General features: G+C 70.3%; 18 protein-coding genes, 1 tRNA gene and 1 pseudogene. 11 read left to right on the top strand and 9 right to left on the bottom strand.

Features of this window, described 5'->3' with window-relative positions:
- Positions 1-126: 126 nt before the first annotated feature.
- The gene (locus tag G398_RS18800; protein WP_052572067.1) at positions 127-873 is read right to left on the bottom strand and encodes a gamma-glutamyl-gamma-aminobutyrate hydrolase family protein; all 747 of its coding nucleotides are present in this window, start codon (positions 871-873) and stop codon (positions 127-129) included.
- Between the two features lie 98 nt (positions 874-971).
- On the opposite strand from G398_RS18800, the gene G398_RS0114535 reads away from it, so the two are divergent.
- The 4 genes from G398_RS0114535 to G398_RS0114520 all read left to right on the top strand — a co-directional run bounded on the left by G398_RS0114535 (position 972) and on the right by G398_RS0114520 (position 5,346).
- Entirely contained in the window at positions 972-1,427 is a 456-nt protein-coding gene (locus G398_RS0114535) for a single-stranded DNA-binding protein (RefSeq protein WP_026854136.1), read from the top strand.
- Between the two features lie 138 nt (positions 1,428-1,565).
- The gene (locus G398_RS0114530) at positions 1,566-1,955 is read left to right on the top strand and encodes a BlaI/MecI/CopY family transcriptional regulator (RefSeq protein WP_026854135.1); all 390 of its coding nucleotides are present in this window, start codon (positions 1,566-1,568) and stop codon (positions 1,953-1,955) included.
- Positions 1,952-3,655 carry a M56 family metallopeptidase gene (locus G398_RS19995; RefSeq protein ID WP_052572066.1) on the top strand — a complete coding sequence of 568 codons (1,704 nt, stop codon included), beginning with the start codon at positions 1,952-1,954 and terminating at the stop codon, positions 3,653-3,655. Before G398_RS0114530 ends, G398_RS19995 begins: the two co-directional genes overlap by 4 nt.
- 65 nt (positions 3,656-3,720) lie before the next feature.
- Entirely contained in the window at positions 3,721-5,346 is a 1,626-nt protein-coding gene (locus G398_RS0114520; RefSeq protein WP_026854134.1) for an ATP-binding cassette domain-containing protein, read from the top strand.
- Between the two features lie 13 nt (positions 5,347-5,359).
- On the opposite strand, the gene G398_RS0114515 is transcribed toward G398_RS0114520, so the two are convergent.
- A complete protein-coding gene (locus tag G398_RS0114515) occupies positions 5,360-6,238 on the bottom strand; it encodes a DUF817 domain-containing protein (protein ID WP_084512791.1) in 879 nt (292 codons plus the stop codon).
- Between the two features lie 188 nt (positions 6,239-6,426).
- On the opposite strand from G398_RS0114515, the gene G398_RS18790 reads away from it, so the two are divergent.
- Positions 6,427-8,043 carry a hybrid sensor histidine kinase/response regulator gene (locus G398_RS18790; RefSeq protein WP_052572065.1) on the top strand — a complete coding sequence of 539 codons (1,617 nt, stop codon included), beginning with the start codon at positions 6,427-6,429 and terminating at the stop codon, positions 8,041-8,043.
- On the opposite strand, the gene G398_RS0114505 is transcribed toward G398_RS18790, so the two are convergent.
- Together G398_RS0114505 and G398_RS19990 are read right to left on the bottom strand one after the other, a co-directional pair.
- The gene (locus tag G398_RS0114505) at positions 8,034-8,768 is read right to left on the bottom strand and encodes a tRNA threonylcarbamoyladenosine dehydratase (RefSeq protein WP_026854132.1); all 735 of its coding nucleotides are present in this window, start codon (positions 8,766-8,768) and stop codon (positions 8,034-8,036) included. The genes G398_RS18790 and G398_RS0114505 overlap by 10 nt on opposite strands.
- Complete coding sequence (locus G398_RS19990) at positions 8,765-9,478, bottom strand: TatD family hydrolase (RefSeq protein ID WP_052572064.1); 714 nt, start codon at positions 9,476-9,478, stop codon at positions 8,765-8,767. The genes G398_RS0114505 and G398_RS19990 overlap by 4 nt, the downstream gene beginning before the upstream one ends.
- Before the next feature lie 209 nt (positions 9,479-9,687).
- Here G398_RS19990 and G398_RS0114495 point away from each other — a divergent pair.
- Positions 9,688-9,764: transfer RNA gene (locus tag G398_RS0114495), tRNA-Arg, on the top strand.
- A 99-nt stretch (positions 9,765-9,863) separates the two neighbouring features.
- On the opposite strand, the gene G398_RS0114490 is transcribed toward G398_RS0114495, so the two are convergent.
- A complete protein-coding gene (locus G398_RS0114490) occupies positions 9,864-10,949 on the bottom strand; it encodes a hypothetical protein (RefSeq protein ID WP_026854131.1) in 1,086 nt (361 codons plus the stop codon).
- A 168-nt stretch (positions 10,950-11,117) separates the two neighbouring features.
- On the opposite strand from G398_RS0114490, the gene G398_RS0114485 reads away from it, so the two are divergent.
- From G398_RS0114485 to G398_RS18780, 3 genes are read left to right on the top strand one after another with little or no spacing between them, the layout of a single operon-like run.
- Positions 11,118-11,549: a deoxycytidylate deaminase gene (locus tag G398_RS0114485; protein WP_026854130.1), complete on the top strand. Its 432-nt coding sequence runs from the start codon at positions 11,118-11,120 to the stop codon at positions 11,547-11,549.
- A gap of 56 nt (positions 11,550-11,605) precedes the next feature.
- A complete protein-coding gene (gene fdhF, locus G398_RS0114480) occupies positions 11,606-14,278 on the top strand; it encodes a formate dehydrogenase subunit alpha (protein ID WP_043485504.1) in 2,673 nt (890 codons plus the stop codon).
- A gap of 10 nt (positions 14,279-14,288) precedes the next feature.
- Positions 14,289-14,939, top strand: coding sequence for a DUF2238 domain-containing protein (locus tag G398_RS18780; RefSeq protein ID WP_052572063.1), 651 nt, complete (start codon positions 14,289-14,291; stop codon positions 14,937-14,939).
- A gap of 2 nt (positions 14,940-14,941) precedes the next feature.
- On the opposite strand, the gene G398_RS0114470 is transcribed toward G398_RS18780, so the two are convergent.
- The 4 genes and pseudogenes from G398_RS0114470 to G398_RS0114455 form a co-directional block, all read right to left on the bottom strand.
- Positions 14,942-15,898, bottom strand: coding sequence for a hypothetical protein (locus G398_RS0114470; protein WP_157492441.1), 957 nt, complete (start codon positions 15,896-15,898; stop codon positions 14,942-14,944).
- 77 nt (positions 15,899-15,975) lie between these two features.
- Positions 15,976-18,084, bottom strand: coding sequence for a SpoIID/LytB domain-containing protein (locus G398_RS22070; protein WP_052572062.1), 2,109 nt, complete (start codon positions 18,082-18,084; stop codon positions 15,976-15,978).
- 142 nt (positions 18,085-18,226) lie between these two features.
- Positions 18,227-19,006 (bottom strand): annotated as a pseudogene (locus tag G398_RS21730) (serine hydrolase domain-containing protein); the annotation flags it as partial.
- Between the two features lie 38 nt (positions 19,007-19,044).
- Complete coding sequence (locus G398_RS0114455) at positions 19,045-20,010, bottom strand: Gfo/Idh/MocA family protein (protein WP_026854126.1); 966 nt, start codon at positions 20,008-20,010, stop codon at positions 19,045-19,047.
- Between the two features lie 245 nt (positions 20,011-20,255).
- Between G398_RS0114455 and G398_RS0114445 the strand changes: the two genes are divergently transcribed.
- Positions 20,256-20,726 (top strand): hypothetical protein, encoded by a 471-nt coding sequence (locus G398_RS0114445; RefSeq protein ID WP_026854124.1) that lies wholly within the window; start codon positions 20,256-20,258, stop codon positions 20,724-20,726.
- A gap of 3 nt (positions 20,727-20,729) precedes the next feature.
- Complete coding sequence (locus G398_RS0114440) at positions 20,730-22,379, top strand: M14 family zinc carboxypeptidase (protein ID WP_026854123.1); 1,650 nt, start codon at positions 20,730-20,732, stop codon at positions 22,377-22,379.
- Positions 22,380-22,502 lie beyond the last annotated feature (123 nt).

The following is a 22,502-nucleotide window of genomic DNA, read 5'->3' as shown; positions in this document are numbered from 1 at the left end:
TCTCTGCGCCCTCTGCGTTCCGCTTTTCTGGCTGAGGCTCGCCGATAATCAGGTAACAGGATTCAAAGAACAAAAGCAGGCCTTGTTGTTTTGCCTTTAATCTTGTTAATCCAGCCTTTAATCCTGTTAATCCTGTCCCTGTTTTAGGGATTGGACGAACGCCGCGAACAGGTCGCGGGCGGCGTCTCCGGCGGGGCCCTTGAGGTTCACGAGGTTCTCGGGGTGCCACTGGACGCCGAAGACCCAGCGGGCGGGATCGGTGGCCTCCACGGCCTCGATGAGCGGGCCGGTGACGGGGTGGACCGTGTCCAGGTGCCAGCCCACGGCCGCCAGGCCCGGCGCCACGCGCTTCACGGCCTGGTGGTGGCGGCTGTTCACGAGGAAGACGTCCTCGCCCAGGAGGGCCCGCAGGCGCGAGCCGGGGGCCAGCTGGACGCGGTGCCGCATGTCGGGGATCTCGGGCGTGCCGTGCTGATGGCGGGTGGGCTCGCAGCCGTAGTGGTCGGGGATGTCCTGGACCATGCTGCCACCCAGGGCCACGTTGAGGATCTGCTCGCCGCGGCAGATACCGAGGATCGGAAGCTGGCGTTCCCAGGCCGCCCGGATGAGGGGGATCTCGAAGGCGTCGCGGCCGTCGTCTACGTCAGCCTTGGGGTGGATGGCCTCGGCCTCGTCCCAGTGCCGGGGGTGGATGTCGTCCCCGCCCGTGAGCAGGAGGCCGGCCACCTCAGCCAGGTCCGGGACGGGATCGCCCGGGGCCACCAGCAGGATGGGCCCCGTCCAGCCGGCAGCCTTCAGGGCCGGGACGTAATGCTTCTCGGCGCCGGACTTGTTTTTACAGCTCACCAGGAGATTTGAGTTGCCGCTTGACATGCCTGGGCCCCGGGGAAATCCTCTCACCCTACCACCCCCTCAGATGGTCTGAGTCGACGGTGAGGCGGAGAGCTCCGCCACGACATAAGGAGGACATCATGTCCGGTTCATTGAACAAAGTTCTGCTCATCGGCAACCTCGGGCGCGACCCCGAGCTGAAGTCCACGCCCTCGGGCCAGAGCGTGGCTCGCTTCTCCGTGGCGACCACCGAGACCTGGAAGAACCAGGCCGGCGAGAAGCAGAGCAAGACCGAGTGGCACAACATCGTGGTGTGGGGCAAGCAGGCGGAGATCGCCGAGAAGTACCTGCGCAAGGGCAAGCAGGTGATGATCGAGGGCCGCATCCAGTACCGCGAGTACACGGACCAGGCCGGCGTGAAGAAGACCGCCTGCGACATCCGCTGCGACAACTTCGTCATGCTGGGCCGCATGGAGGACGGTGGCGGCAGCCGCGAAGGCGGCTACAGCCGCGGTGGCACCCAGGACTTCGAGGACCACGGCGCCCCCAGCCCAGCGGCCGGCGGCAGCTTCCCGGACGATGACATTCCGTTCTGAACGGACCCGGCACGGTTTCAGCAAGGCGCCCGACCGGGCGCCTTTTTTCTTGGGGATCCTGACAGGCGGGAATCTACGGAAACTTCCGTTGACAATCTACGGAAGTCACCGTAGGTTGTTCCCAACCCTGGAGTCCCCATGCCCGAGCTGCCCCGACCGTCCGATTTCGAGCTGGCCATCCTGCGTGTGCTCTGGCGGCTGGGCGAAGGCACGGTCCGTCAAGTGTACGAGGCCCTGCAGCCGGAGCGCCAGCTGGGCTACACCACCGTGCTGAAGACCATGCAGATCATGGCGGAGAAGGGGCTGCTGCTCCGGGACGAACAGGCCAAGAGCCATGTGTATCGTCCCGCCGAACCCGCGCAGGAGACGCGCCAGGGCATGGTCCGTGACCTGGTGGACAAGGCTTTCGAGGGCTCGGCCATGCAGCTGCTGGCCCATGCGCTCCACGCGAAGCGGCCTAGCGCCTCGGAACTGGATGAACTCCAGGCCCTCATCGAGCAGGCCCGGAAGGGGCGGAGGCGGGCATGAGCTGGCTGGATTCCGCCCTGGTCCTGCGTCTGGGCTGGACCCTGGTGCACTTCCTCTGGCAGGGGGCGGCGCTGGCGGCGGTCCTCTGGCTGGCGCTGTGGCTGGCCAAGGGCCGCTCCCCGCGCCTCCGGTACGGGGTGGCCTGCCTGGTCCTAGCCCTGATGGCCGCCGCGCCCGCCCTGACCTGGGTCCGGCTGGGGCATCCCGCAGCCGTCCGTGATCTGGCGGCTTCCGCCGCGTCGGTCTCTGCCGTCTGGGGGACCTCGCCCGCCGCGTTGCCTTCGGTGGGCCTGGACGGAGTATTGGCGCGGGTGTCCCGTCCGTGGGTGCTCTCGCTCGTCGTGGGTGTCTGGCTGCTGGGCGTGGCCGTGATGAGCCTGCGCCTGGCGGGCAGTTGGGCCTGGCTCCAGTGGCTCCGCCGCCGGCCCGAGACGATCCCGGCGGAAGACGGCCTCCAGCTCCGGCTGCTGCGTCTCTGCCAGCGCATGAACCTGGCGAGCAACATCCGCATCCTCCTGTGCGAAAAGGTTCCGGGTCCAACTGTGATGGGCTGGCTGCGGCCGGTCGTCCTCCTGCCCCCCGCTGCGCTGCTGGGGCTTCCGCTGGAACAGCTGGAACTGATCCTGGCCCACGAAGTGGCCCACATCCTTCGCCACGATTTCGCCATCAACCTCATCCAGTCCTGCGTCGAAGTGCTGCTCTTCTACCACCCGGCCGTGTGGTGGGTCTCTGCGAAGATCCGTCAGGAGCGGGAGCTGTGCTGCGACGACCTGGCGGTACGCACGACGGGGGACGCCCTGGACTACGCCGCCGCGCTCACCCGGCTCGAGGCCCTGTGCCGACCGCCGGACTCCCCACGACAAGCGGCCCAGGCACTCGCCATGGGCGCCACCGGAGGTTCCTTCATGCTACGCATCCGCAGGCTTGTGTCACCTATCGCCCCCACACCGCTCGCGCCGAGGGCGGGACTGGTCCTCCTGCTGTTCCTGGGCGGCGTCCTGTCCCTTGGGGCCCGGGGCGCATCCGGCCGAGCTGCAGCCGGTCCCGCCGCCCAGGCCGTCGCCACGGAGCTGGATCCCCACTTCGTTGGCGGCCAGATGCCCCCTGCGGGCACGATGTGGCTCCGCCGCTACGACCGGGATTCCGCGGATGGATTCCGCCGCGCGGGCACCGTGTATGTCCACGTCAATGCCGTGACGGTCACGGCCCTGGCCCGGGCCCTCCGGGCACTCGCGCAGGCCCCCCCGGACCCCGCCCGGGGCTATGCGGACCTCGAGTCGAAGGCCGGCCCAGCCGACGAAGATGCTTACGGCCTGTGGTCCTACCTCTTCCTGGGCGTGGACCCGGCGCGGATCGAGCGCCTCATCCAGGCCCGAGCCACCTTCCCCGACCTCCGGCCCGGGGACAAGCAGGCGGGCGCCATCATCATCCAGCGGCGGGCCCGGTTCACGGCCCAGCTCGGCGTGCTGCCTGAGGGTTTGAATGTGGATGTCTGGGCGGGGAATGTTCCGGCCACGACGGTCCTGGGTGCGCTCCAGCAGCTGCTGGCCCGGCAGCCGGAAGCGGGGATCCCCCAAGAGGTCCGGGTGCAGGTGCCTCCTGGCGAACCGGGGACGCTCATCACCCTGGACCTCAAAGACAAGAACCCTTCTGCACTCTGGGATGAGCTGAACACCGTCATCAGGACTGGAAAGCCCTGATCCTTCGGGAATCCCCCTCGGAAAGCCGTGCGGGCTCCCGTACAATGAACGGTTCGGGAGATTCCATGCTTGCAGTCCAGAATGTCACCATGCGCTATGGCGCAAAGATCCTCTTCGAGGATGTCACCACCACCTTCAACCCGGGCCGGCGCTACGGCCTGACGGGGCCGAACGGGGCGGGGAAGTCGACCTTCATGAAGATCCTGTCGGGCGAGCTGGAGCAGCAGATGGGGAACGTCATCCGTCCCCGCAAGATGGGCATCCTGCGTCAGGACCAGTTCGCCTTCGATGCGTTCCGCGTGATCGATACGGTGATCATGGGCAACGCGGGGCTCTGGAAGGCGCTCCAGGAGCGGGATGCCATCTACGAGAAGGCCGAGATGACCGACGAGGACGGCATGCGCGTGGCCGAGCTGGAGGGCATCGTGGCCGACGAGGACGGCTACACGGCTGAGAGTGATGCAGCCGTCCTGCTGGATGGGTTGGGCATTCCAGAGGCGCTGCATGACCGGAAGATGGGCGAGCTGCAGGGCGGCCAGAAGGTGCGCGTGCTGCTGTCCCAGGCCCTCTTCGGCAACCCCGAGGCCCTGCTGCTGGACGAGCCCACCAACCACCTGGACCTGGACTCCATCCACTGGCTGGAGGAGTTCCTGGACCGCTACAAGGGCACGGTGGTGGTGATCTCCCACGACCGCCACTTCCTGAACAACGTCTGCACGCACATCGCCGACATCGACTACCAGACGATCATCCAGTACACCGGCGGCTACGACGACATGGTCATGGCCAAGATGCAGGTGCGCAGCCGCATCGAGTCCGAGAACGCCCAGCGCGAGAAGAAGATCGCCCAGCTCAACGAGTTCATCCAGCGCTTCGCGGCGGGCACCCGCAGCAGCCAGGTGAACAGCCGCCGCAAGGAGGTGGAGCGCCTCCAGCCCAGCGATCTGGCGCGCAGCAACATCCAGCGCCCCTTCATCAAGTTCAACATCGGCAAGCCCGGCGGCCGCTACGCCCTGGAGTTCGAGGGCGTGAAGAAGGGCTACGACACCGACAAGGATGGAACGGGGGGCCGCCACGAGGTCATCAAGGGCTTCACGGCCATGGTGCAGCGCGGCGAGAAGATCGCGGTCATGGGCCGCAACGGCATCGGCAAGACCACGCTGCTCAATGCCCTGCTGGCCAACGCGCCCCAGGTCACGGAACTGGGCCTGAAGCTCGACGGCGGCGAGGTGAAGTGGGGCCACGAGGCCAACGTGGGCTACTTCTCCCAGGACTTCGCCGAGAGCATCCCCAAGGGCTACGAACTGGTGACCTGGCTGCACCAGTTCGACCCCGACGCCACCAAGGAGCAGATCCGCGGCGTCATGGGCCAGATGCTCTTCCGCGGTGAAGAGGGCAACAAGATGACGGACGTGCTGAGCGGCGGAGAGTCCTGCCGCCTGCTCTTCTGCAAGCTCATGCTGCAGAAGCCCAACATCCTGGTGCTGGACGAGCCCACCAACCACCTGGACCTGGAAGCCGTGATCGCGCTGAACGACGCGCTGCAGCGCTACGAGGGCACCATCCTCTTCGTGACCCACGACGAGGACATCATCGACGAGGTGGCCACCCGCATCTGGCACCTCACCGATGACGGCATCGAGGATTTCCAGGGGACTTACCAGGAGTACCAGGCTCCGACAGGGCGATAGGGCGCCCCGGGTCTCATTCCGGGACGTGGATCCGTTCCTTGATGTGCTTGAGGTTCGCCACGATGGTGAAGGTCATGATGATGAGGAGCGACCAGGAGCTCCACTTGCCGACATGCACCCGGGACCAGGCCCCGAGCTGGTTCGGATAGGTCCAGATCCGGAAGAAAGTACTGAGGTTCTCGGCCAGCCAGATGAAGAATCCGATCAGCACGAAAGCCACCAGCAGGGGCATCCTGCGGTCCCGGTCCAAGGGGCGGAACACCACGGTGGACCGGGCGTAGAGGCCCAGGGCACAGGCGGCCAGGTACCAGCGGATGTCGCCGAGGAAGTGGTGGGTGAAGAAGTTGGCGTAGATCAGCGTGGCCAGCGTCCAGGCCATCCAGTAGGGGGGGTGGTGGATGACGCGGACGTGGAGGAGGCGCCAGGCCTGGATGAGGTAGCTGCCGATGGCGGCGTACATGAACCCCGAGAAGAGGGGCACGCCGAGGACCTTGGTGTACGCGAAGTCCTGGTAAGCCCAGGCGTGGATGCCCGGGGAGGTCTTGAAGGCCTCCAGCGCGAATCCGATGCCGTGGAAGAGCGTGATGGCCTTGAGCTCATCGAAGGTCTCGAGCCGGGACGCGACCATCCACCCCTGGATGGCCAGGGCCACCAGGAGCAGCAGGTCGTAGCGGGGCAGGCCCAGGATGCCCCCGCGGGGCATCGTGAAGACCGCGCAGAAGAAGAGCCCCGCGAAGAGGCAGGCCCGCGCCTCCTTCAGGCCGAAGTACCAGAACTCCGCAGCGGACCGCCGGAGGCCCGTCCACCCGGGCTGTCCAGCCAGGTGGATCAGGTGGTCATCCAGGGCCTGCAGGTTCGGGAGTCGGAGGCTGGCGAGAAAGGCGGGGAGCATGCGGGAATCGGTGGAGCTGGTGGATCCTGAACGATACCAGTTCCCCTGCGGACTGCCTGCGGGCCCCGGACCCCATCCCTGAGGCTGAGGCTCCTCTCGTGCTTTGGGCCTATCTTGCCTAGTGGATCAAAATGTCTATATTGAGTCTTGGTCTGAATGGCCCCCAACCAGCTTGAAGAGGACCCTTCGTGACGTTTCGGCAGGGAACCAGCCAAGGCCCGGAAGACGAGCCCACGGATCCCGGGGGGCTGGGCAGGCCAGGTTCGCGCCTCGCCCGGATCCTGCGGGAGCTGGAGGACTTCAAGCGGGCCCTGGACGAGCACGCCATCGTGGCGGTCACCGATGCCCGGGGCCGCATCACCTATGTGAACGAGAAGTTCTGCGCCATCTCCAAGTACGAGCGCGAGGAGCTGCTGGGTCAGGACCACCGCATCATCAACTCGGGCCACCACTCCAGGGCCTTCATGGCCCAGCTCTGGCGGACGATCCTGGCGGGGAAGGTCTGGAAGGGCGAGATCAAGAACCGCGCGAAGGATGGAAGCCACTACTGGGTGGACACCACCATCGTCCCCTTCCTGGGGGAGGATGGGCGGCCCGTGCAGTTCGTGGCCATCCGGGCCGACATCACCCAGCGCAAGGAGGCCGAGGATGCGCTGCGGCAATCCCAGAAGCTGGAGAGCCTCGGCGTCCTCTCCGGCGGCATCGCCCACGACTTCAACAACCTGCTCACCACCATCCTCGGCAACGCGAACCTGGGGGCCATGCACCTGCCCCCGGAGAGTCCGGCGCTGCCCTACCTGCGCCAGATCGAACAGGCCACGCTCAGGGCCGCGGACCTCACCCGGCAGCTGCTGGCCTACGCGGGCAAGGGCCGCCTGCAGGTCGTCGAGGTGGACCTGAACCGCCTGGTGGTGGAGATGACCCAGCTCCTCACCGTGTCCATCTCCAAGAAGGCGATGGTGCGCTATGACCTGGCCCACAGCCTGCCCACGATTTCCGCCGATCCCTCGCAGGTGCAGCAGCTCGTCATGAACCTGGTCACCAACGCCTCAGAGGCCATCGGGGAGGAGGCCAGTGGGCTCATCACCGTGCGGACCGGCGTGCAGAGCGTGGACGAGGCGACCAACGGCGGCCTCCTGCCGGCCCTGCCCCTGGCGGCGGGCACCTACGTGACGCTGGAGGTGAGCGACACGGGCTGCGGCATGGCGCCGGAAGTGCGGGACCGGATCTTCGACCCCTTCTTCACCACCAAGTTCACGGGCCGGGGCCTGGGCCTCTCCGCCATGCTGGGCATCCTGCGGAGCCACCATGGCAGCCTCAAGGTCTACAGCGAGGTGGGCCGGGGGTCCGTCTTCAAGCTCTACCTGCCCGCCCTGGTCCACGAGCACGAGGCCCAGCCACCCCGGCGCATCGGGGTGGACTGGCAGGGCCACGGGGTGCTGCTGATCGTGGACGATGAGCCCGCCGCCCGGGCCGTGGCCCGGGCCCTGGCCGAGGCCTCCGGCTTCCAGGTGCTGGAGGCCGCCGACGGCCAGGAGGCCGTGACGCTGTTCGAGCTGCGCCACACGGAGATCCGGGCCGTCCTCATGGACCTGACCATGCCCCACATGGACGGGCGGCAGGCCTTCCTCCGCATGCACGAGGTGGATCCGGAGGTGCCGGTGGTGCTCACCAGCGGCTACAGCGAGCAGGACGTGCTGGGGGACTTCCTGGGCCGGGGCCTGGCGGGCTTCCTGGCGAAGCCCTACCAGGGCGGCCAGTTCCAGGCGGTCCTGCGGCAGGCCCTGGAGGGCGGTCAGGCCTGATCCAGCAGCAGCCGCAGCGCCTCCTCGGCCACCTTCATCCCCACGATGGCGGGCATGTACGAGATGGTGCCCACGGGCCGGCGCTGGCGGCCGGGACCGCGGTGGGGCTCGATGTCGATGGGGTTGGCGGGGCGCTTGTTGTCGGCGGGCTCCAGGGAATACACGCAGCGGATGCCTGTGGTGATGCCCGCCTTGCGCAGCTCCTTGCGCACCCGCGCCGCCAGCGGGCACAGGCGCGTATCGCTGAGGTCGCCCACGCGGATCTGGCTGCTGTCGGTGCGGCCGCCGGCGCCCATGGCCGAGATGATCGGAAGGCCCTGCTCGTGCGCGGTGCGCATGAGGGCCACCTTGCAGGTCATGGAGTCGATGGCGTCGATCATCACGTCGGGCCGCGGCGTGAGCAGCTCCGGCAGGGTGTCCGTGTGGATGAAGGTGATGCGGGGCTCCACCTCGCAGTCGGGGTTGATGTCCCGCACCCGGGCGGCGGCCACCTCGGCCTTGGGCTGGCCGAGGGTGGAGCGCAGGGCGAAGAGCTGGCGGTTGAGGTTGCTGGGGCCGACGACGTCGTGGTCCACCAGGCGCAGGTGCCCCACGCCTGCCCGGACCAGGGCCTCCACGGCGAAGGAGCCCACGCCGCCCAGACCGAAGACCGCCACACGCGCGGCACGCAGCCGCTCCAGAGCCGCCTCGCCGAGCAGCAGCTCACTGCGGGAATACCACCTCATGCCATCAGCTCCCTGAAACACCGCCTCGCATTGTCCCAGGTCAGGAGCTCAAGATCGGTCACGGAGGTGCTGCGGAGGCTGGCCGCGGCCTCGATCACGCGCTCCAGGTCCGCCGTGCCATCCGTCTCCAGGAGGAGGTGGTCCGCCGCTGCGGCCTGCAGGGCGTCCCGCGCGCCCTGGCGCTCGGGTTTCAGGAGGTCGCCGGAAAAGGACAGGAAGACCCCCATGGCCTGGAGCTCCCGGGCCGTCTCCGGGCTGCCGGAAAAGGCGTGGACCAGGGCTCCGGCGGGCGGCACGCCCTCGCTTCGAAGCACCTCCAGAAGCGTCCCCCAGGCTTTCACCACGTGCATGGCCACGGGGCGGCGCAGCTCATGGGCCAGGCGCAGCTGCGCGCAGAAGACCGTCTCCTGCCCCGCCCGGTCCGCGTCCTTGCGCGCGAAGTCCAGGCCGCACTCTCCGACGCCCACGCGGTGGGCGCGGAGCAGGGCCCCCAGCCGCAGCTCCCAGCCCGGCGCCGCCTCCCGCGCGAACCAGGGGTGCAGGCCCAGCATGGGGAGGACGTGCTCCCGGCCGGCTGCGTGGGCGAGCACCGCCTCCCAGTCCGCCTCGCAGGTCCCGCAGACCACGCGGCGGTGGTCCCGCCCCGGCACGGCTTCCTCCTGGACGCCGACCCTCGGCAGGTGGCTGTGGGCATCGAAGCGGGGGGGCATGGACGTCTCGTGTGGAATCTGGGGAGGAGATCCCCCCCCATGATAGTCGGAAGGGGGACACATGGACGAAGCGGATGGGTTGCTATGATGCGATCAGACTGGATGTGGATGGGTAAAAAAAGATCATCAACCCAAGGGCCGGACCGCGGCAGCCGCCGGGCTCCTGGGGGCTGAGGCGCAGGGCCGAGTGTGAGAGACTGTGGATTCCGGGTCCCGTAGCTCAGCTGGATAGAGCAGCTCCCTCCTAAGGAGCAGGTCGTGCGTTCGAATCGCATCGGGGCCACCACTGGGCCGTTCCCCGCCCCTGCTTCTCATGTCCGATCAGAAGCTCCTGCGGAGCTTCTGATCGCATGCCGGGATGGCAGGAGGAACTTCGCCCCGCGGATCAGTGGATGGGCGCGTAGGCCAGGCCGCCACCCGGCGCCAGGAAGACCGCCTCGCGGTCGAGGAGGCCCACCAGACGGTGGCCTTCCGGGAGGGGCGTGGGAAGCCACTCCAGGGCGCCGTTGAGCAGATCGAAGCGGGCGAGCACCAGGCCCTTGGATTCCGGGGCGTTGCAGGACTTGAGCTGGCTCGGGGTGAAGACGCTGAAGAGCACGTCCTTGCCCGCCCAGGAGAGCATGGGCCCGCGGCCCACGGAGCCCAGCATGGCCCGGCCGGGGAGGGCGTCACGGCAGGTGAAGAAGGTCTGGCCGGGCTCCTTGGGGCCGCGCACAGGATCGAGCACCGTGAGGGCCAGGCTGGGACCCTCCGCCAGGTACACCGTCCCGTCGGCGCCGAGGGCCATGCGGTTCAGCGGCACCAGCAGGGGCTGGGCCGCGGCATCCCTCAGCTGGGTGCGGTCGCCGTAGGACCAGAGCACGGCGCCGGTCCTCAGGTCGCGCTTCTCCAGATAGGGCTTCGGCGTGCGGAAGAGGAGCAGGATGCCCTCGCGGCCCACGGCCATGTCCTCCACGGGGGCCGGGAGGGCCGAGGCGTGCTCGATCTGCCCGTCCTTGGTGAAGATGACCAGGCGGCCGTCGCAGACCATCCAGGTGCGGCTGTAGGAGTCGATCACCCAGCGCTCGGGCACCGCCTCGCAGGCGGGTTCGGGGGCCCGCGGGGCCGCGGGCCGGGGCGCCTCCGCCTTGGCCCGCTGGTGGCGAGGGATGCCATACAGGATCGCCCCGGCGGCGTCGTAGTCCGTGGCCGCGGGGCGCGCCTTGGCCGGGGCGGGACTGGGGTCGGGCGCGGCCTTCCGGACCTCGGGGAGGGCGATCGGGAGGGTGGACAGGAGGCCGCTTCCCTTCATCCAGGTCCGGAGGGAGCGGGTGCCCGGATCGAAGAAGACGAAGGAGCCGTCCACCTCCTGGAAGGCCCAGCGCCCCGCCGAGCGGGTGGGGTCCCAGGGCTGCGGCGAGGCCTGGGCGCGCAGGTGGGCGGGGGCGGAGAGGGCCAGGGCGGCAAGGAGGAGGAGAGGTCGGAGGTTCATTTATTACCTGCCTATATTTTATTATGCGCATGAGCGACTTCAGTTGAATCCCCGGGGCTGTGACGAAATGCACGATTTATTCCAAAGATGCCCGTATCCCCTGAGTGCGCAGAGAGCCGTCCGCTGGCCGTTATTTCTTGCGATGATGGAGTTTTCCCGAGGATTTCAGTGACGCGATCCCAGCTGAAGGACGAAGTCTTCATGAACATGGCGCTGGAACTGAGCCGCCTCGGGACCTGCTGCCGCCTCCAGGTGGGCGCCGTGCTCCTCCGGGGCGACGGCGGCATCGCCGCGGCGGGCTTCAACGGCGCGCTGCCGGGCATGCCGCACTGCACGCCGGAGACCTGCAGGCCGGGCCAGCGCTGCCTGCACACGAGCCACGCGGAGGAGAACGCCCTGGGCTTCTGCGACGGCCCAGTCGCCACGGCCTACGTGACCCACGAGCCCTGCCTCACCTGCTGCCGGGCCCTGGTGCGCCGCGGCGTGCGGCGCGTGGTGTTCCGCCACCCCTACACGAGCATCGCCGAGCAGGAGCGCATGGAGCGCCAACACATCCTGGACCACTTCAACGTGCGCTGGGAGCAGCACGGCCAGGCTTGAAGTCTCCGAGGCGGGGCGCATACTGCTGGGCGCCCCTTCCGTCAGGAGACAAGCTGGTGACTGGAACCCTCATCCACCTCCGGGTGAATGGCCGCGCCATTGCGGCGCCCGAGGGCGCCACGCTGCTGGAGGCCTGCCGGCGGAACGGCATCGAGATCCCCACCCTCTGCTCGGAGCCGCGCCTGAAGCCCGCTTCCAGCTGCCGGCTCTGCGAGGTGGAGGTGGCGGGCCGCGACCGCCCTCCCTGCGCCTGCGCCACGCCCGTGGAGGAGGGCATGGAGGTGGCGACCCACACGCTGGCCCTGGAGGACTTCCGCCGGGCCATGCTGGCGCGCCTGGCGGAGCGCGTCCCCGTGGAGGATCCCGCGCGGCTGGCGGGCAAGCCCTTCCGGAAGCTGCTGGACGCCTATGGCCTGGAGCCCTCGGGGGCCCGGCGGCCCGAGGCGCGGCTCCCGGCCCATCCCTACCTGGACGTGGACCTCTCCTGGTGCGTGGCCTGCGGCCGCTGCGTGCGCATCTGCAGCGAGGTGCAGGGGCAGGATGTCTGGACCTTCACCGGCCGCGGCGCGGAGGTGGCGCCCGGGCTGTCCCCCGGCCTGGGGGAGAGCGCCTGCGTGAGCTGCGGCGCCTGCGCGGACACCTGCCCCACGGGGGCCATCGAGGATGTGGCGCGGCTGGCGGCGGGGCCGCCGGAGCGCTGGATCCGCACCACCTGCGCCTATTGCGGCACGGGCTGCGAGCTGGAGGTGGGCGTGAAGGACGGCCGCATCCGCGAGGTGAGGCCCGCCCTCGACGCGCCCGTGAACCGGGGCCACCTCTGCGTGAAGGGCCGCTACGGCTGGGGTTTCAACGACGCCCCGGACCGGGTCACGCAGCCCATGATCCGCCGGAACGGCACCTGGGAACCGGCGACGTGGGACGAGGCCCTGGGCGCCGCGGCCTCGGCCCTGCGCAAGGCCCGCGCGTCTGGTCCCGGCGCCGTGGGCGTGCTGGCCTCCAGCCGCGCCACCAACGAGGAGAACTACCTGGCCCACAAGTTCGCGCGCCTGGCCCTGGGCACCAACAACGTGGACTGTTGCGCGCGCGTCTGCCATGCCCCCAGCGCCGCGGGCCTGGGCCAGGCCTTCGGCACCGGGGCGGCCACCAACAGCTACGCCGACATCGAGGAGGCCGGGCTGCTGATGGTGGTGGGCGCCAACCCCACGGAGAACCACCCCATCGTGGGCGCCCGCCTCCGCCAGCGGGCCCGGGCTGGCGTGCCGCTCATCGTCATCGACCCCCGGCGCACGGAACTGGCCGAGCTGGCCACGGTGCACCTGCCCCTGCGGCCCGGCACGAACCTGCCCCTCCTCCAGGCCATGGCCCACCTGATCCTGGCGGAGGGCCTCGCTGATACCGCCTTTCTCGAGGCCCGCACGGAGGGCCTGGAGGCCTACGCCGCCTCGCTTCGGGAGTGGAGTCCCGCCCGGGCTGACGCCATCTGCGGCCTCGACCCCGGGGCCATCCGGCGTGCGGCCCGGCTCTACGCCGCGACGAGGCCCGCCATGATCTTCCACGGCCTCGGCGTCACCGAGCACCGCCAGGGCACGGACGGCGTCGCGGCCCTGGCCCACCTGGCCCTGCTCACGGGGAACGTGGGCCTCCCCGGCGCGGGGGTGAACCCCCTGCGCGGCCAGAACAACGTCCAGGGCAGCGCGCAGATGGGCTGCGAGCCCTCCCGGCTCACGGGCTACCAGAAGCTGGCCCAGGCCCGGGATGTCCACGCGCGCGTCTGGGGGGCTGAACCGCCCGGGGAACCGGGCCTCAATGCCCTGGAGATGATCGACGCCGCGGGCGAGGGCCGCATGAAGGCCCTGCTGGTGATCGGCTACGATCCCCTGCTCAGCCACCCGGAGGCGCGGGTGACGGCGGAGAACCTGAACGGCCTGGACGACCTGGTGGTGGTGGACCTCTTCCTCACGGAGACGGCGAAAGCCTTCGGCACCGTCTTCCTGCCTGCCGCCAGCCCCTTCGAGAAGGAGGGCACCTTCATGAACGGCGAGCGCCGGGTCCAGCGGGTGCGCCAGGCGGTCCCCCCCAGGGGGCAGAGCCGCACGGACCTGGAGATCCTCGCCGCCCTGGCGGAGCGGCTGGAGGCCGGGCGCCACTTCCGGCATGCGGATGCCGCCGCCGTGTGGGACGAGGCGCGCCAGGTGTGGCCGGCCATCGCGGGCATCAGCCACGGCCGCCTGGACCGGGAGGGCGGTCTCCAGTGGCCCTGCCCCGCGGAGGACCACCCCGGCACCCCGGTGCTCCACATGGAGCACTTCGCCGGGGGCCGCGCCACCCTGCGTCCCCTGGCCTGGACCCCCAGCGCGGAGACGCCGGACGAGGCGTTCCCCTTCCTCCTGAACACCGGGCGCACCCTCTTCCACTTCAACGCGGCCACCATGACGGGACGGACCCGCAACCGCGAGCTGAGGGCGGACGACGAGCTGGAGCTCCACCCGGACGATGCCGCGGCGCTGGGGCTGCGCGCGGGAGACCCGGTCCAGGTGCGCAGCCGCCACGGGGCGTTCACCCTCCGCGTCCGGCCCACGGACCGAGTCCGGCGGGGCGAGCCCTTCGCCCCCTTCCATGCGGTGGCGGCCTACGTGAACCAGGCCACCGGGCCGGGCCGCGACGCGGTGACGGGGACGCCGGAGTACAAGGTCACGGCCGTGAGCCTCAGCGCCGCGGGACCTGGGTAACCTGGGGGGCATGCTCAGCCATGCCGCCCGTCCGAACCCGCGCCCCTTCCGCGAGAACCGCTTCCTCCAGGGGCTGTGCGCGGCCTACGCCCTGGTCTGGGCGCTGACCGCCATCCGGCCCCTGTACCCCGGCGACTGGGTCATGGAGAACCTGCTGGTGGTCCTCTCCGTGGGCGGCCTGGCCTGGACCTACCGCCGCTTTCCCCTGTCGGACCTGAGCTACCTGCTCATCGCCGCGTTCCTGGCCCTGCATGCGGTGGGGGCGCACTACACCTACTCCAACGTGCCCATCGGTTTCTGGATGAAGGCGCACTGGGGCCTGGCGCGGAACCCCTTCGACCGCATCGTCCACTTCAGCTTCGGCCTCCTGCTGGCCTATCCGGTGCGGGAGGTGTTCATGCGGGTGGCCCGCACCCGCGGCTTCTGGAACTACTACCTGCCCCTCGACGTGGTGCTGGCGGCCTCCGCCGTCTACGAGATCATCGAAAGCACCACGGCCCGCCTCAGCGCGCCCGAGCTGGGGGACGCCTTCCTCGGCACCCAGGGGGACATCTGGGACGCCCAGAAGGACATGACCGCCGCGGCCGTCGGAGCGGTCCTCACCATGCTCATCGTGGCCCTGGTGCGGCGCCTGAACCGCATGCCCGAACCGGCGGACTGAGCCTAGATCCCGCCGTGCTCCCAGGAGGGCAGGGGCGCGGTGTCCAGGGCCACCTCGGTGCCGTCGTCCAGCACGAGCATGGGGGGATTGCCCGGGCGTACGTCCACGATGGTGCGCCCCAGGAGCCGCTCCCGCGGGCCGTGGTGCCAGGGGATGCCCACGGGGTAGGTGCGCCGGTAGTCGTCCAGGGGGCCTTCCAGTCGGTAGCAGAGGCGGTGGAGGGCCGAGTCGAAGGCAGCCTCGAAGCCCTTGGGCGGCTCCGGATCCAGGCCCGCGGCCCGGAGGAAGGCCTCCACCGGCGCCATGTCGCCGGAACCCGCCGCCGCCACCCAGCGCCGCAGCCCCGGGCCGAAGGGCGTGGGACCGTCCAGGGCCACGGCCCGGTCCCGGTGGATGCCCAGCCAGAGGGAGACCCGTCCGCAGGAGCCGGCGCCCTCGAAGTCCAGAGGCAGCTGGGCGTCGTCATGGAAGACCACGGCGCGCAGCGGCAGCCACTCGAAGGTCTCGGCCACCTTGGCGCCCACGGGTCCCAGGCTGTCCTGGCGCAGGTCGGAGACAGCCTCCGCGAAGGTCTGCCGGAGGCTGGCCAGGCTCAGCACGCCCTCCGGGAGGCCGTGGGCGTTCAGGCTCAGGGGCGGCTCGTGCCAGTCCGCCGCCAGGGCCGGCAGCACCTGCTGGAAGAGGATCAGGGCCGGGTCCCAGTCCCAGTGGTGGACGGGCTCGTAGCCCAGCTCCCGGCAGAGGTCGAACCAGGCCCGGTCCGGGGCCGGGGCGCCGGGCAGGTAGATGGACCGGCCATCCAGGAAGATCTCGCAGCCGGGCTGCGCGGCGGCGGACTGGCGCCGGCTCAGGCCCAGCTCGTGCCGGCCCAGGGTGGCCAGGGTGGTCTCCCGGTATGGATGGTCCTCCTGCCGCAAGACCTTCAGCGGCGCGCCGAGGATCCAGGCGTCCAATGACATGGCTCCCCCCCAGGAAGGCAAACCTGAGGCGGCCGGCGGAGCCCGTCAATCCCTAATTGGGATTTGCTGGTTGAAAATCAATCGACCCGGCGGAGCTCAGTGCCCGGGTAGTAGTGCGAAAGGATCTGCTGGAAGGTGGCCCCCTCCAGGGCCATGCCGTAGGCGCCGGTCTGGCACATGCCCACGCCGTGGCCCCAGCCGCGGCCGTAGAACACCCAGCGGCGCTGGGCGCCCTGGCCCAGGGTGAGGAAACGGAAGACGTTGTCCTTGAGGCCCAGGAGGCCCCGGATGTGCATGCCCCGCACCCGGTGGACCGCCCCCTGGGTGTCCACCAGGGCCAGGTCCAGCACCCGGCCCTCCGCATTGTGGTCGGCCCTGATCTCCCGGATGCCGGGGACCTTCATGCGCCGGCGCACCAGGGCCAGCAGGTCGGCCTCGGTGTATTCCACGCGCCAGTGGGCCGTGGGGTTGTAGCGGTCCCAGGCCGCCCCATCGGGGTCGAGCCGGCGCACGAGCGCCAGGGCGGAGCCATCCTCCGCGGGGATCCACTTCAGGCGGTCGCCCACCTGGATGTCGGCCTTCGGTACCAGGCGCAGGCTCCCGTCCGGGGCCTCCTCCGCGAGGATCAGCCGGGGCGAGAGGACCAGGGGTTCGGGGCCGCCCCGCTTCCGGCGCACCTGCCGGTCCATGAGCAGGCTGCCCTCGCCGGGCGCCAGGGGATCCAGGTCCTGCCACATGCGTCCCAGGGCCACCAGGGCCTGGCGCAGGGTGAGGGGCTCCCGGGCGGCCCAGAGCGCCGCCGGGACGATGCCCCGCCGGGTCAGGAAGGCGGCCAGCAGGCGATCGCCCGCCGGGACCTCCGCGGGAAGGAAGTAGGCGGCGTCCTGGGGGCGCTCCTGGCCTTCCACCACCCTGTGGAAGCCCAGGGACCGGGCCAGGGCGAGCACCAGGGAGCCGCTCCGGTCCAGGTCCGTCCCCTCGAGACCGAGGCGCTGCTGGAGGACCCGGACCGGGGCGGCCAGTTCCTCGGCCGTGGCGGGACGCGCCAGGCGCTCGCCGTTGAGCCATTCCAGGGGGATGATGCCCGTCCCGAGCCTCAGCAGCTCCCAGCTCAGCCAGGGCTGGGCAGCCTCGGGGGGGAGGGCCACGCCGGCGGTGAAGGGCAGCGTGAGGGGCTTGGCGGGATAGCAGGTCGCGGCCCGCAGGTAGGGGGCGTCGCCGCCGAAGACATGGGCCACATCCACCGTGTGGCCGCCGCAGTTGGCCATGAACAGGGCCTGGATGGGCTTGCCGCCGTAGGTGGCGAAGAGTCCCTCGGTCTCCTGGATGGCCCGGTCGGTGAGAGACTGCTCGCCGTCCCGGCCGCCGTAGACCTGGTCCGCCACGGTGTCGCCCATGTCGAAGCCGTCCGCCGCGCGCTTGCCCCGGTTGGCCACGGCGTAGGTGCGGGCGGCCACGGCCTGGGCCTTGAGGGCCTCCAGCGAGGGGAATTCCCAGGCGCCCATCTCCTTGGGCACCACGCCGCGGAGGTAGGTCTCCAGGTCCAGCGTGTTCACCACCGTCAGGCGGCCCTGGGCATTGGGGAAGATCTCCACCTTGCCGCGGTAGCGGCCCTTGCCCTGGAGGGCGGTCAGCTCGCCCGCGGGCTTCAGCCACACGCCGCCGAGGGGCAGGGGCCTGCGCTCGTACCGCTCGGTGACGGCATAGAGGGCGCGGCCCTTGCGGGGCTGGGCGTCGCGGGGCTCCGTGGCCACCCACAGCTCCTCGAAGCCCAGGTCCTGGAGCTTCTGGAACAGGGGCTCGGCCTTGGCCGCCTCGGGGAAGTGCCCCACCAGCACGCGCCAGGTGTCCGCGTCGGGCACCTTCACGCGATCCGAGGGCTCCCCCAGCTTCCGGAGGCGGGCCATGAGGGCGGCGGTCTCGTCGGCGCCCATGGGGCGGCCCACCTGGATGCGGTACTCGCTGGTGGGATCCGAGGCGCCGCGGCTGTCCCACCAGATGCGCAGCTTCTCATCCGGGGCCAGCCTCATGAGGGGCTTCCCGGCCCGGTCGCAGACCTGGCCGCCACCTTCCAACGAGACGATCCATTCCGTGGCCTGGGTGTCGAGGCCGATCTTCAGCGGGGGCTGGGCTGCGGGTGCGAAGACGAGCGGCAGGACCAGGGCGGGGACGAGAAAGGGCTTCATCCGCCCCATTGTCCCACGAAACGGGAGAGGACCTGCCAGCGCCGGGCCCGCAGCGCCTCCATGTCGAGCATGGTCCCGCCCGGCCCGCCCCGGTGGAGCAGGAGCGCGATGCAGGCTCCGTCCGCGGGCCGTCCGCGGGCCGGTGGAAGAGGGCGGGGCCCGTGTAGCCCAGGTGGAACCACCAGCCCGAGGCCCCGCCTGGATCCGGATCCAGGGCCGGCGCCGGGGCGGGTGCCTCCGTCGTGGCGTCCTCGATGACATGGAGACCCAGGCCCGAGGGGAGGCTCGACAGCAACTGTCCGAATCGTCCTCCGCCGGAGGAGAGAGTCTGGAGCCCCAGACCCCAGCGGGCGCCGTGTTCTCCTTTTGCGGCCTCCACGGCCATGCGCGCCGGCCAGCCGGCGGCCGCCCAGCGGGCCAGGGCGGCCTCCAGCTGCGGGGCCGTGGTGCCGAAGCCCGCGTGGCCCGGCATGCCGGCCCGTGCATTGGCATCCTGGGGCAGGCGCGGGTCGCGGGCGGGCAGGGGCACGTCCGTGGCCAGGCGCCAGGCTTCGGCATCGGGGGCATCCGGCAGCTCGATGGGGGCCTCGCGCCAGGGCGCAGGACTGAGGCCCGAGGCCGCGCCGAGCTTCGCGAAGGGCAGGCGGGTCTCGGCCTCCACCAGCTCCGCCAGCAGGCGGTAGTTCAGGTCCGAGTAGGTGGCCAGGCCGGGCGTGGCGGGGCGTAGCAGGGGGTGGTCCGGCACGGGCCGGCACAGTTGTGCCGCCAGCGCCTCTCTGGTGTAGGGACGCCAGGGAGGCAGGCCGGAGCTGTGTGAGAGCAGCTGCCGAACGGTGAGCGGCGTGTCGCGGTCGTGGAACCCCAGGGCCCAGCGCCGGTCCGCATCCAGGTCCAGGAAGGCCAGCGCCAGCGGCGCCGTCACCAGGGGCTTGGCGAGGGAGGCGAGGTCGTAGAACCCGCTCACGCCTGCCGTATCTCCGCCAGGCTCTTCGCGACCGCCTTCTGCACCTGGTCGGCCACGCGCATGGCCTCCTGGCCCTCCTCCCAGGTGACGCCCTCCTGGCCCTTGTCCAGGCAGGCGGCGTGGAAGGCCTCGATCTCCAGGCGCAGGGGCTCACCCTCCTCGATGGTGGCGGTCTCGGGACGCACCTCGGGGCCCTCGGGGCCCATCACCAGGCGCAGCAGCTCCAGCTTCTGGGCCGCGAAGTCGAGGCTGGCGTACTCCTTGTCGCCGAAGGCGCGCAGGGTGCGCTCCTTCTTGCGGGCCACGCGGCTGGCGGTGACGGTGGCATAGGCGCCGCCCTCGAACTTCAGGCGGGCGTTCACCAGGTCCGCGTAGGGCGTCAGCACGGGCACGCCCACGGCCACCACGTCGGTCACGGGACGTCCCACGAGGGCCCGCAGCAGGTCCAGGTCGTGGATCATCACATCCATGATCACGTCCACCTCCAGGCTGCGGGCCGGGAAGGGGGAGACGCGCACGGCCTCGAGGAAGCGGGGCTTGAAACCGCGGTCGCGCAGGGCGGCCACGGCGGGGTTGAAGCGCTCCAGGTGCCCCACCTGGGCCACGAGGCCCGGCTTGGAGGCCCGGGCCGCCGCCAGGGCCTCCAGCAGGGCGGCGCCCTCCTCCAGGGAGGCGGCCAGGGGCTTCTCCATCAGCACGTGCTTCCCGGCCTTGAGGGCCTGGGTGCCGAGGGCATGGTGGAAGCCCGTGGGCGCGGCGATCTGGACCGCATCCACATCCGCGAGCACCTGGTCCAGCGAGGCGGCCCAGGGTGCGCCGAACTTCCCGGCGATCTCCGGCCCCCGGGCCGGATCGGGGTCCACCACGGCCGCCAGCACGGCGTCCGGGGCCGAGGAGGCGATCCTGGCGTGGTGCTGTCCGAGATGCCCAACCCCGACGACGGCGACTCTGAGCTTGTTCATGCGTTCTCCTTCGGACAGTCTCGGCTATCTCGGACAGGCCACGCCATCTGGCAGCCCGCGATCAGGCGCCCCATTCAGGGGCGCCTTCCCACTCCCCGCTGTGCGGGATCGTGGAGCGGGGCCCCCGGTGCTGGCCCAGGTGTCCAACCCCCACGACGGCGACGCGCAGCTTGGCCATGACTTCCTCCTGACCAATCGAGCCTAGCAGGGCTGCTACCCTGGGGGTCTTCTTCGCGAGGGCGATCATGAACCTGAAGCTCGAGGCCGTGAACCTTGTCCGCTGGCTGCACTTCGTGACCCTGGCCGTGGGTGGCGGAGCGGCCGTGGTGGCGCTGCTCCTCTCCGGATTCGAGGAGGGCCGCGAGGAGATCCGCGGCCTGGCCGCGACGGTCTGGGCGAAGGTGGTGGCCTGGTCCTTCCGGCTGGCGCTGGTCGCGGGCATCGGCCTCCTCATCCTGATGATCCAGGGCGGCCAGAACCCCCTGAAGCACGGCCACTACTTCCACATCAAGCTGCTGCTGGTGGTCGTCCTCCTGGGCCTGTCCGAGACGGCGCCCAAGGCCCTGGCGGCGGGGAAGCGCGGCTCCGCCCTGCTGGCCCTGGTGCTCTTCCTGGCCTCCAGCTTCACGGTCTACAACAAGGGGCTCTTCGGCGGCTCCACCGCCCCGGCCGCGGTGATCCCCTCCACGGCGGACACCACCTTCACGGCCCGCTGATCCATGCGGCGCCTGCTGTGGGCCCTGGCGGGGACGAGCCTCCTCGCCGGGTGGCCGGAGACCGTCCCTGAACGCACGCAGCTGAAGCGGACCTCCACGGTGGCGGAGGTGCGGACCTTCATGGAGGCCCTGCGCAGGCAGGCGCCGGGCCTGACGCCCTACCGGCCGAAGGGCGCGCCCCCTGCCACGGAGACCGGCAAGCCCCTGCTGGCCTGGCGGCTCAAGGGCGCCGGAAAGGACCCGCTCCGGGTCTACGTGAACGCCAACATCCACGCCGGCGAGGTGGAGGGCAAGGAAGCCATCCAGCAGGTGGTTCGTGAGCTGATGCAGGGAAAGCATCCCGGGCTGCGACGGAACCTGGACCTGGTGGTCATGCCCGCCTACAACGCCGACGGCACGGACGCCCTGGACCCCGCCATCCGGCCCTGGCAGCCCAACCCCACGGAGAGCGGGGTGGGCCGCCGCGAGAACGCCCTTGGCCTGGACCTCAACCGCGACTTCATGCGCGTGGCGGCGTCGAACACCCACTGGCTGCTGGCCATGCTGCAGGACTTCGACCCCGCCGTGGTGATGGACCTCCACACCACCAACGGCAGCACCCACGGCTTCCACCTCACCCACGGCCCCGCCTGCACCCTGGGCGCCGACGAGGGCCTGCTGGCCTTCAACCGCCGCATGCTGGTGGAGGTGCGCGAGCGGCTGAAGGCCGAGGGCATGCCCACCTACGACTACGGCAACTTCGTGCCCTACAAGCCCACGCCGGACAAGCCGCCCACGGCCTGGGAGACCTACGACGCCCACCCCCGGCTGCTCACCAACTACCCCGCCCTGCGGAACCGGCTGGCGGTGCTCTCCGAGAGCTACGTCTACCGCAGCTGGCCCGACCGCATCTCCGACACCCGCCGCTTCGTGCTGGCCTGCCTCACCTGGATGGTGGAGCACCGGGCCGAGATCCGGGCCCAGGTCGGCAGCGCCCAGGCGCGGTGGACCGAAGCCTGGCAGAAGGGACCGGTATCCCTTCCCCTTTCAGCGAAGCTGAAAGAGGTGGAACGGTACCCCTTCGACTGGGTGGACCCCATCCGCGACGAGAAGGGACGCCTCACCGGCGAGAAGTCCCGCACCCACCTGGAGCTGCCCAGCTTCGTGGGCTTCGAGGGGCAGGACTTCGTGACGGCTCCCGCGGGCTACCTGGTGGATCCCGCCTTCGCCCCCGCGGTGCGGCCCCTGCTGGAGGCCCACGGACTGAAGGTACTGGAGGGCCGCGCAAGGCCGCGGAATCTCCCCCTCCTCCGCTTCGGGGAGACGCGCCGCAAGCTGTCTCCGTCGGCCTATCAGGGCGTGTTCACTCTGGAACTGCAGGGCGCCTGGAAGGCGGAGGCGGCGTCGAAGCCCATGGAACTGCCCTGGACGCCCGCCGACCTGGATCGCGCCCTCTACATCCCCCTGGATCAGCCCCTGGGCCGCCTCGCCTTCTACCTGCTGGACCCCCGCAGCACCGACAGCCTGGTGTTCTGGGGCCTCTTCCACTCCGTCCTGCTGCGAGGCAACGGCATGTGGGGCGAGCCCCCCAGATTCCCCATCCTGGCCCTGGGCCAGGGGGATGCGGCTCCCGTCGCCCCCCAGCTCCCTCCTGCGCCCAAGGCGCAGGAGTAGTACTCGGGGCGCCAGAGGCGCCCCGAGTACTGAGCACTGAGGACTGAGGACTGAGGACTGAGGACTGAAGACTGAAGACTGAAGACTGAAGACTGAAGACTGAAGACTGAAGACTGAAGACTA

Origin of the sequence: Geothrix fermentans DSM 14018, assembly GCF_000428885.1 — a bacterium.
Lineage (GTDB): Bacteria > Acidobacteriota > Holophagae > Holophagales > Holophagaceae > Geothrix > Geothrix fermentans.
Note: the sequence above shows the minus strand (reverse complement) of the source record. Positions and strands in the feature narration are given on the sequence as shown.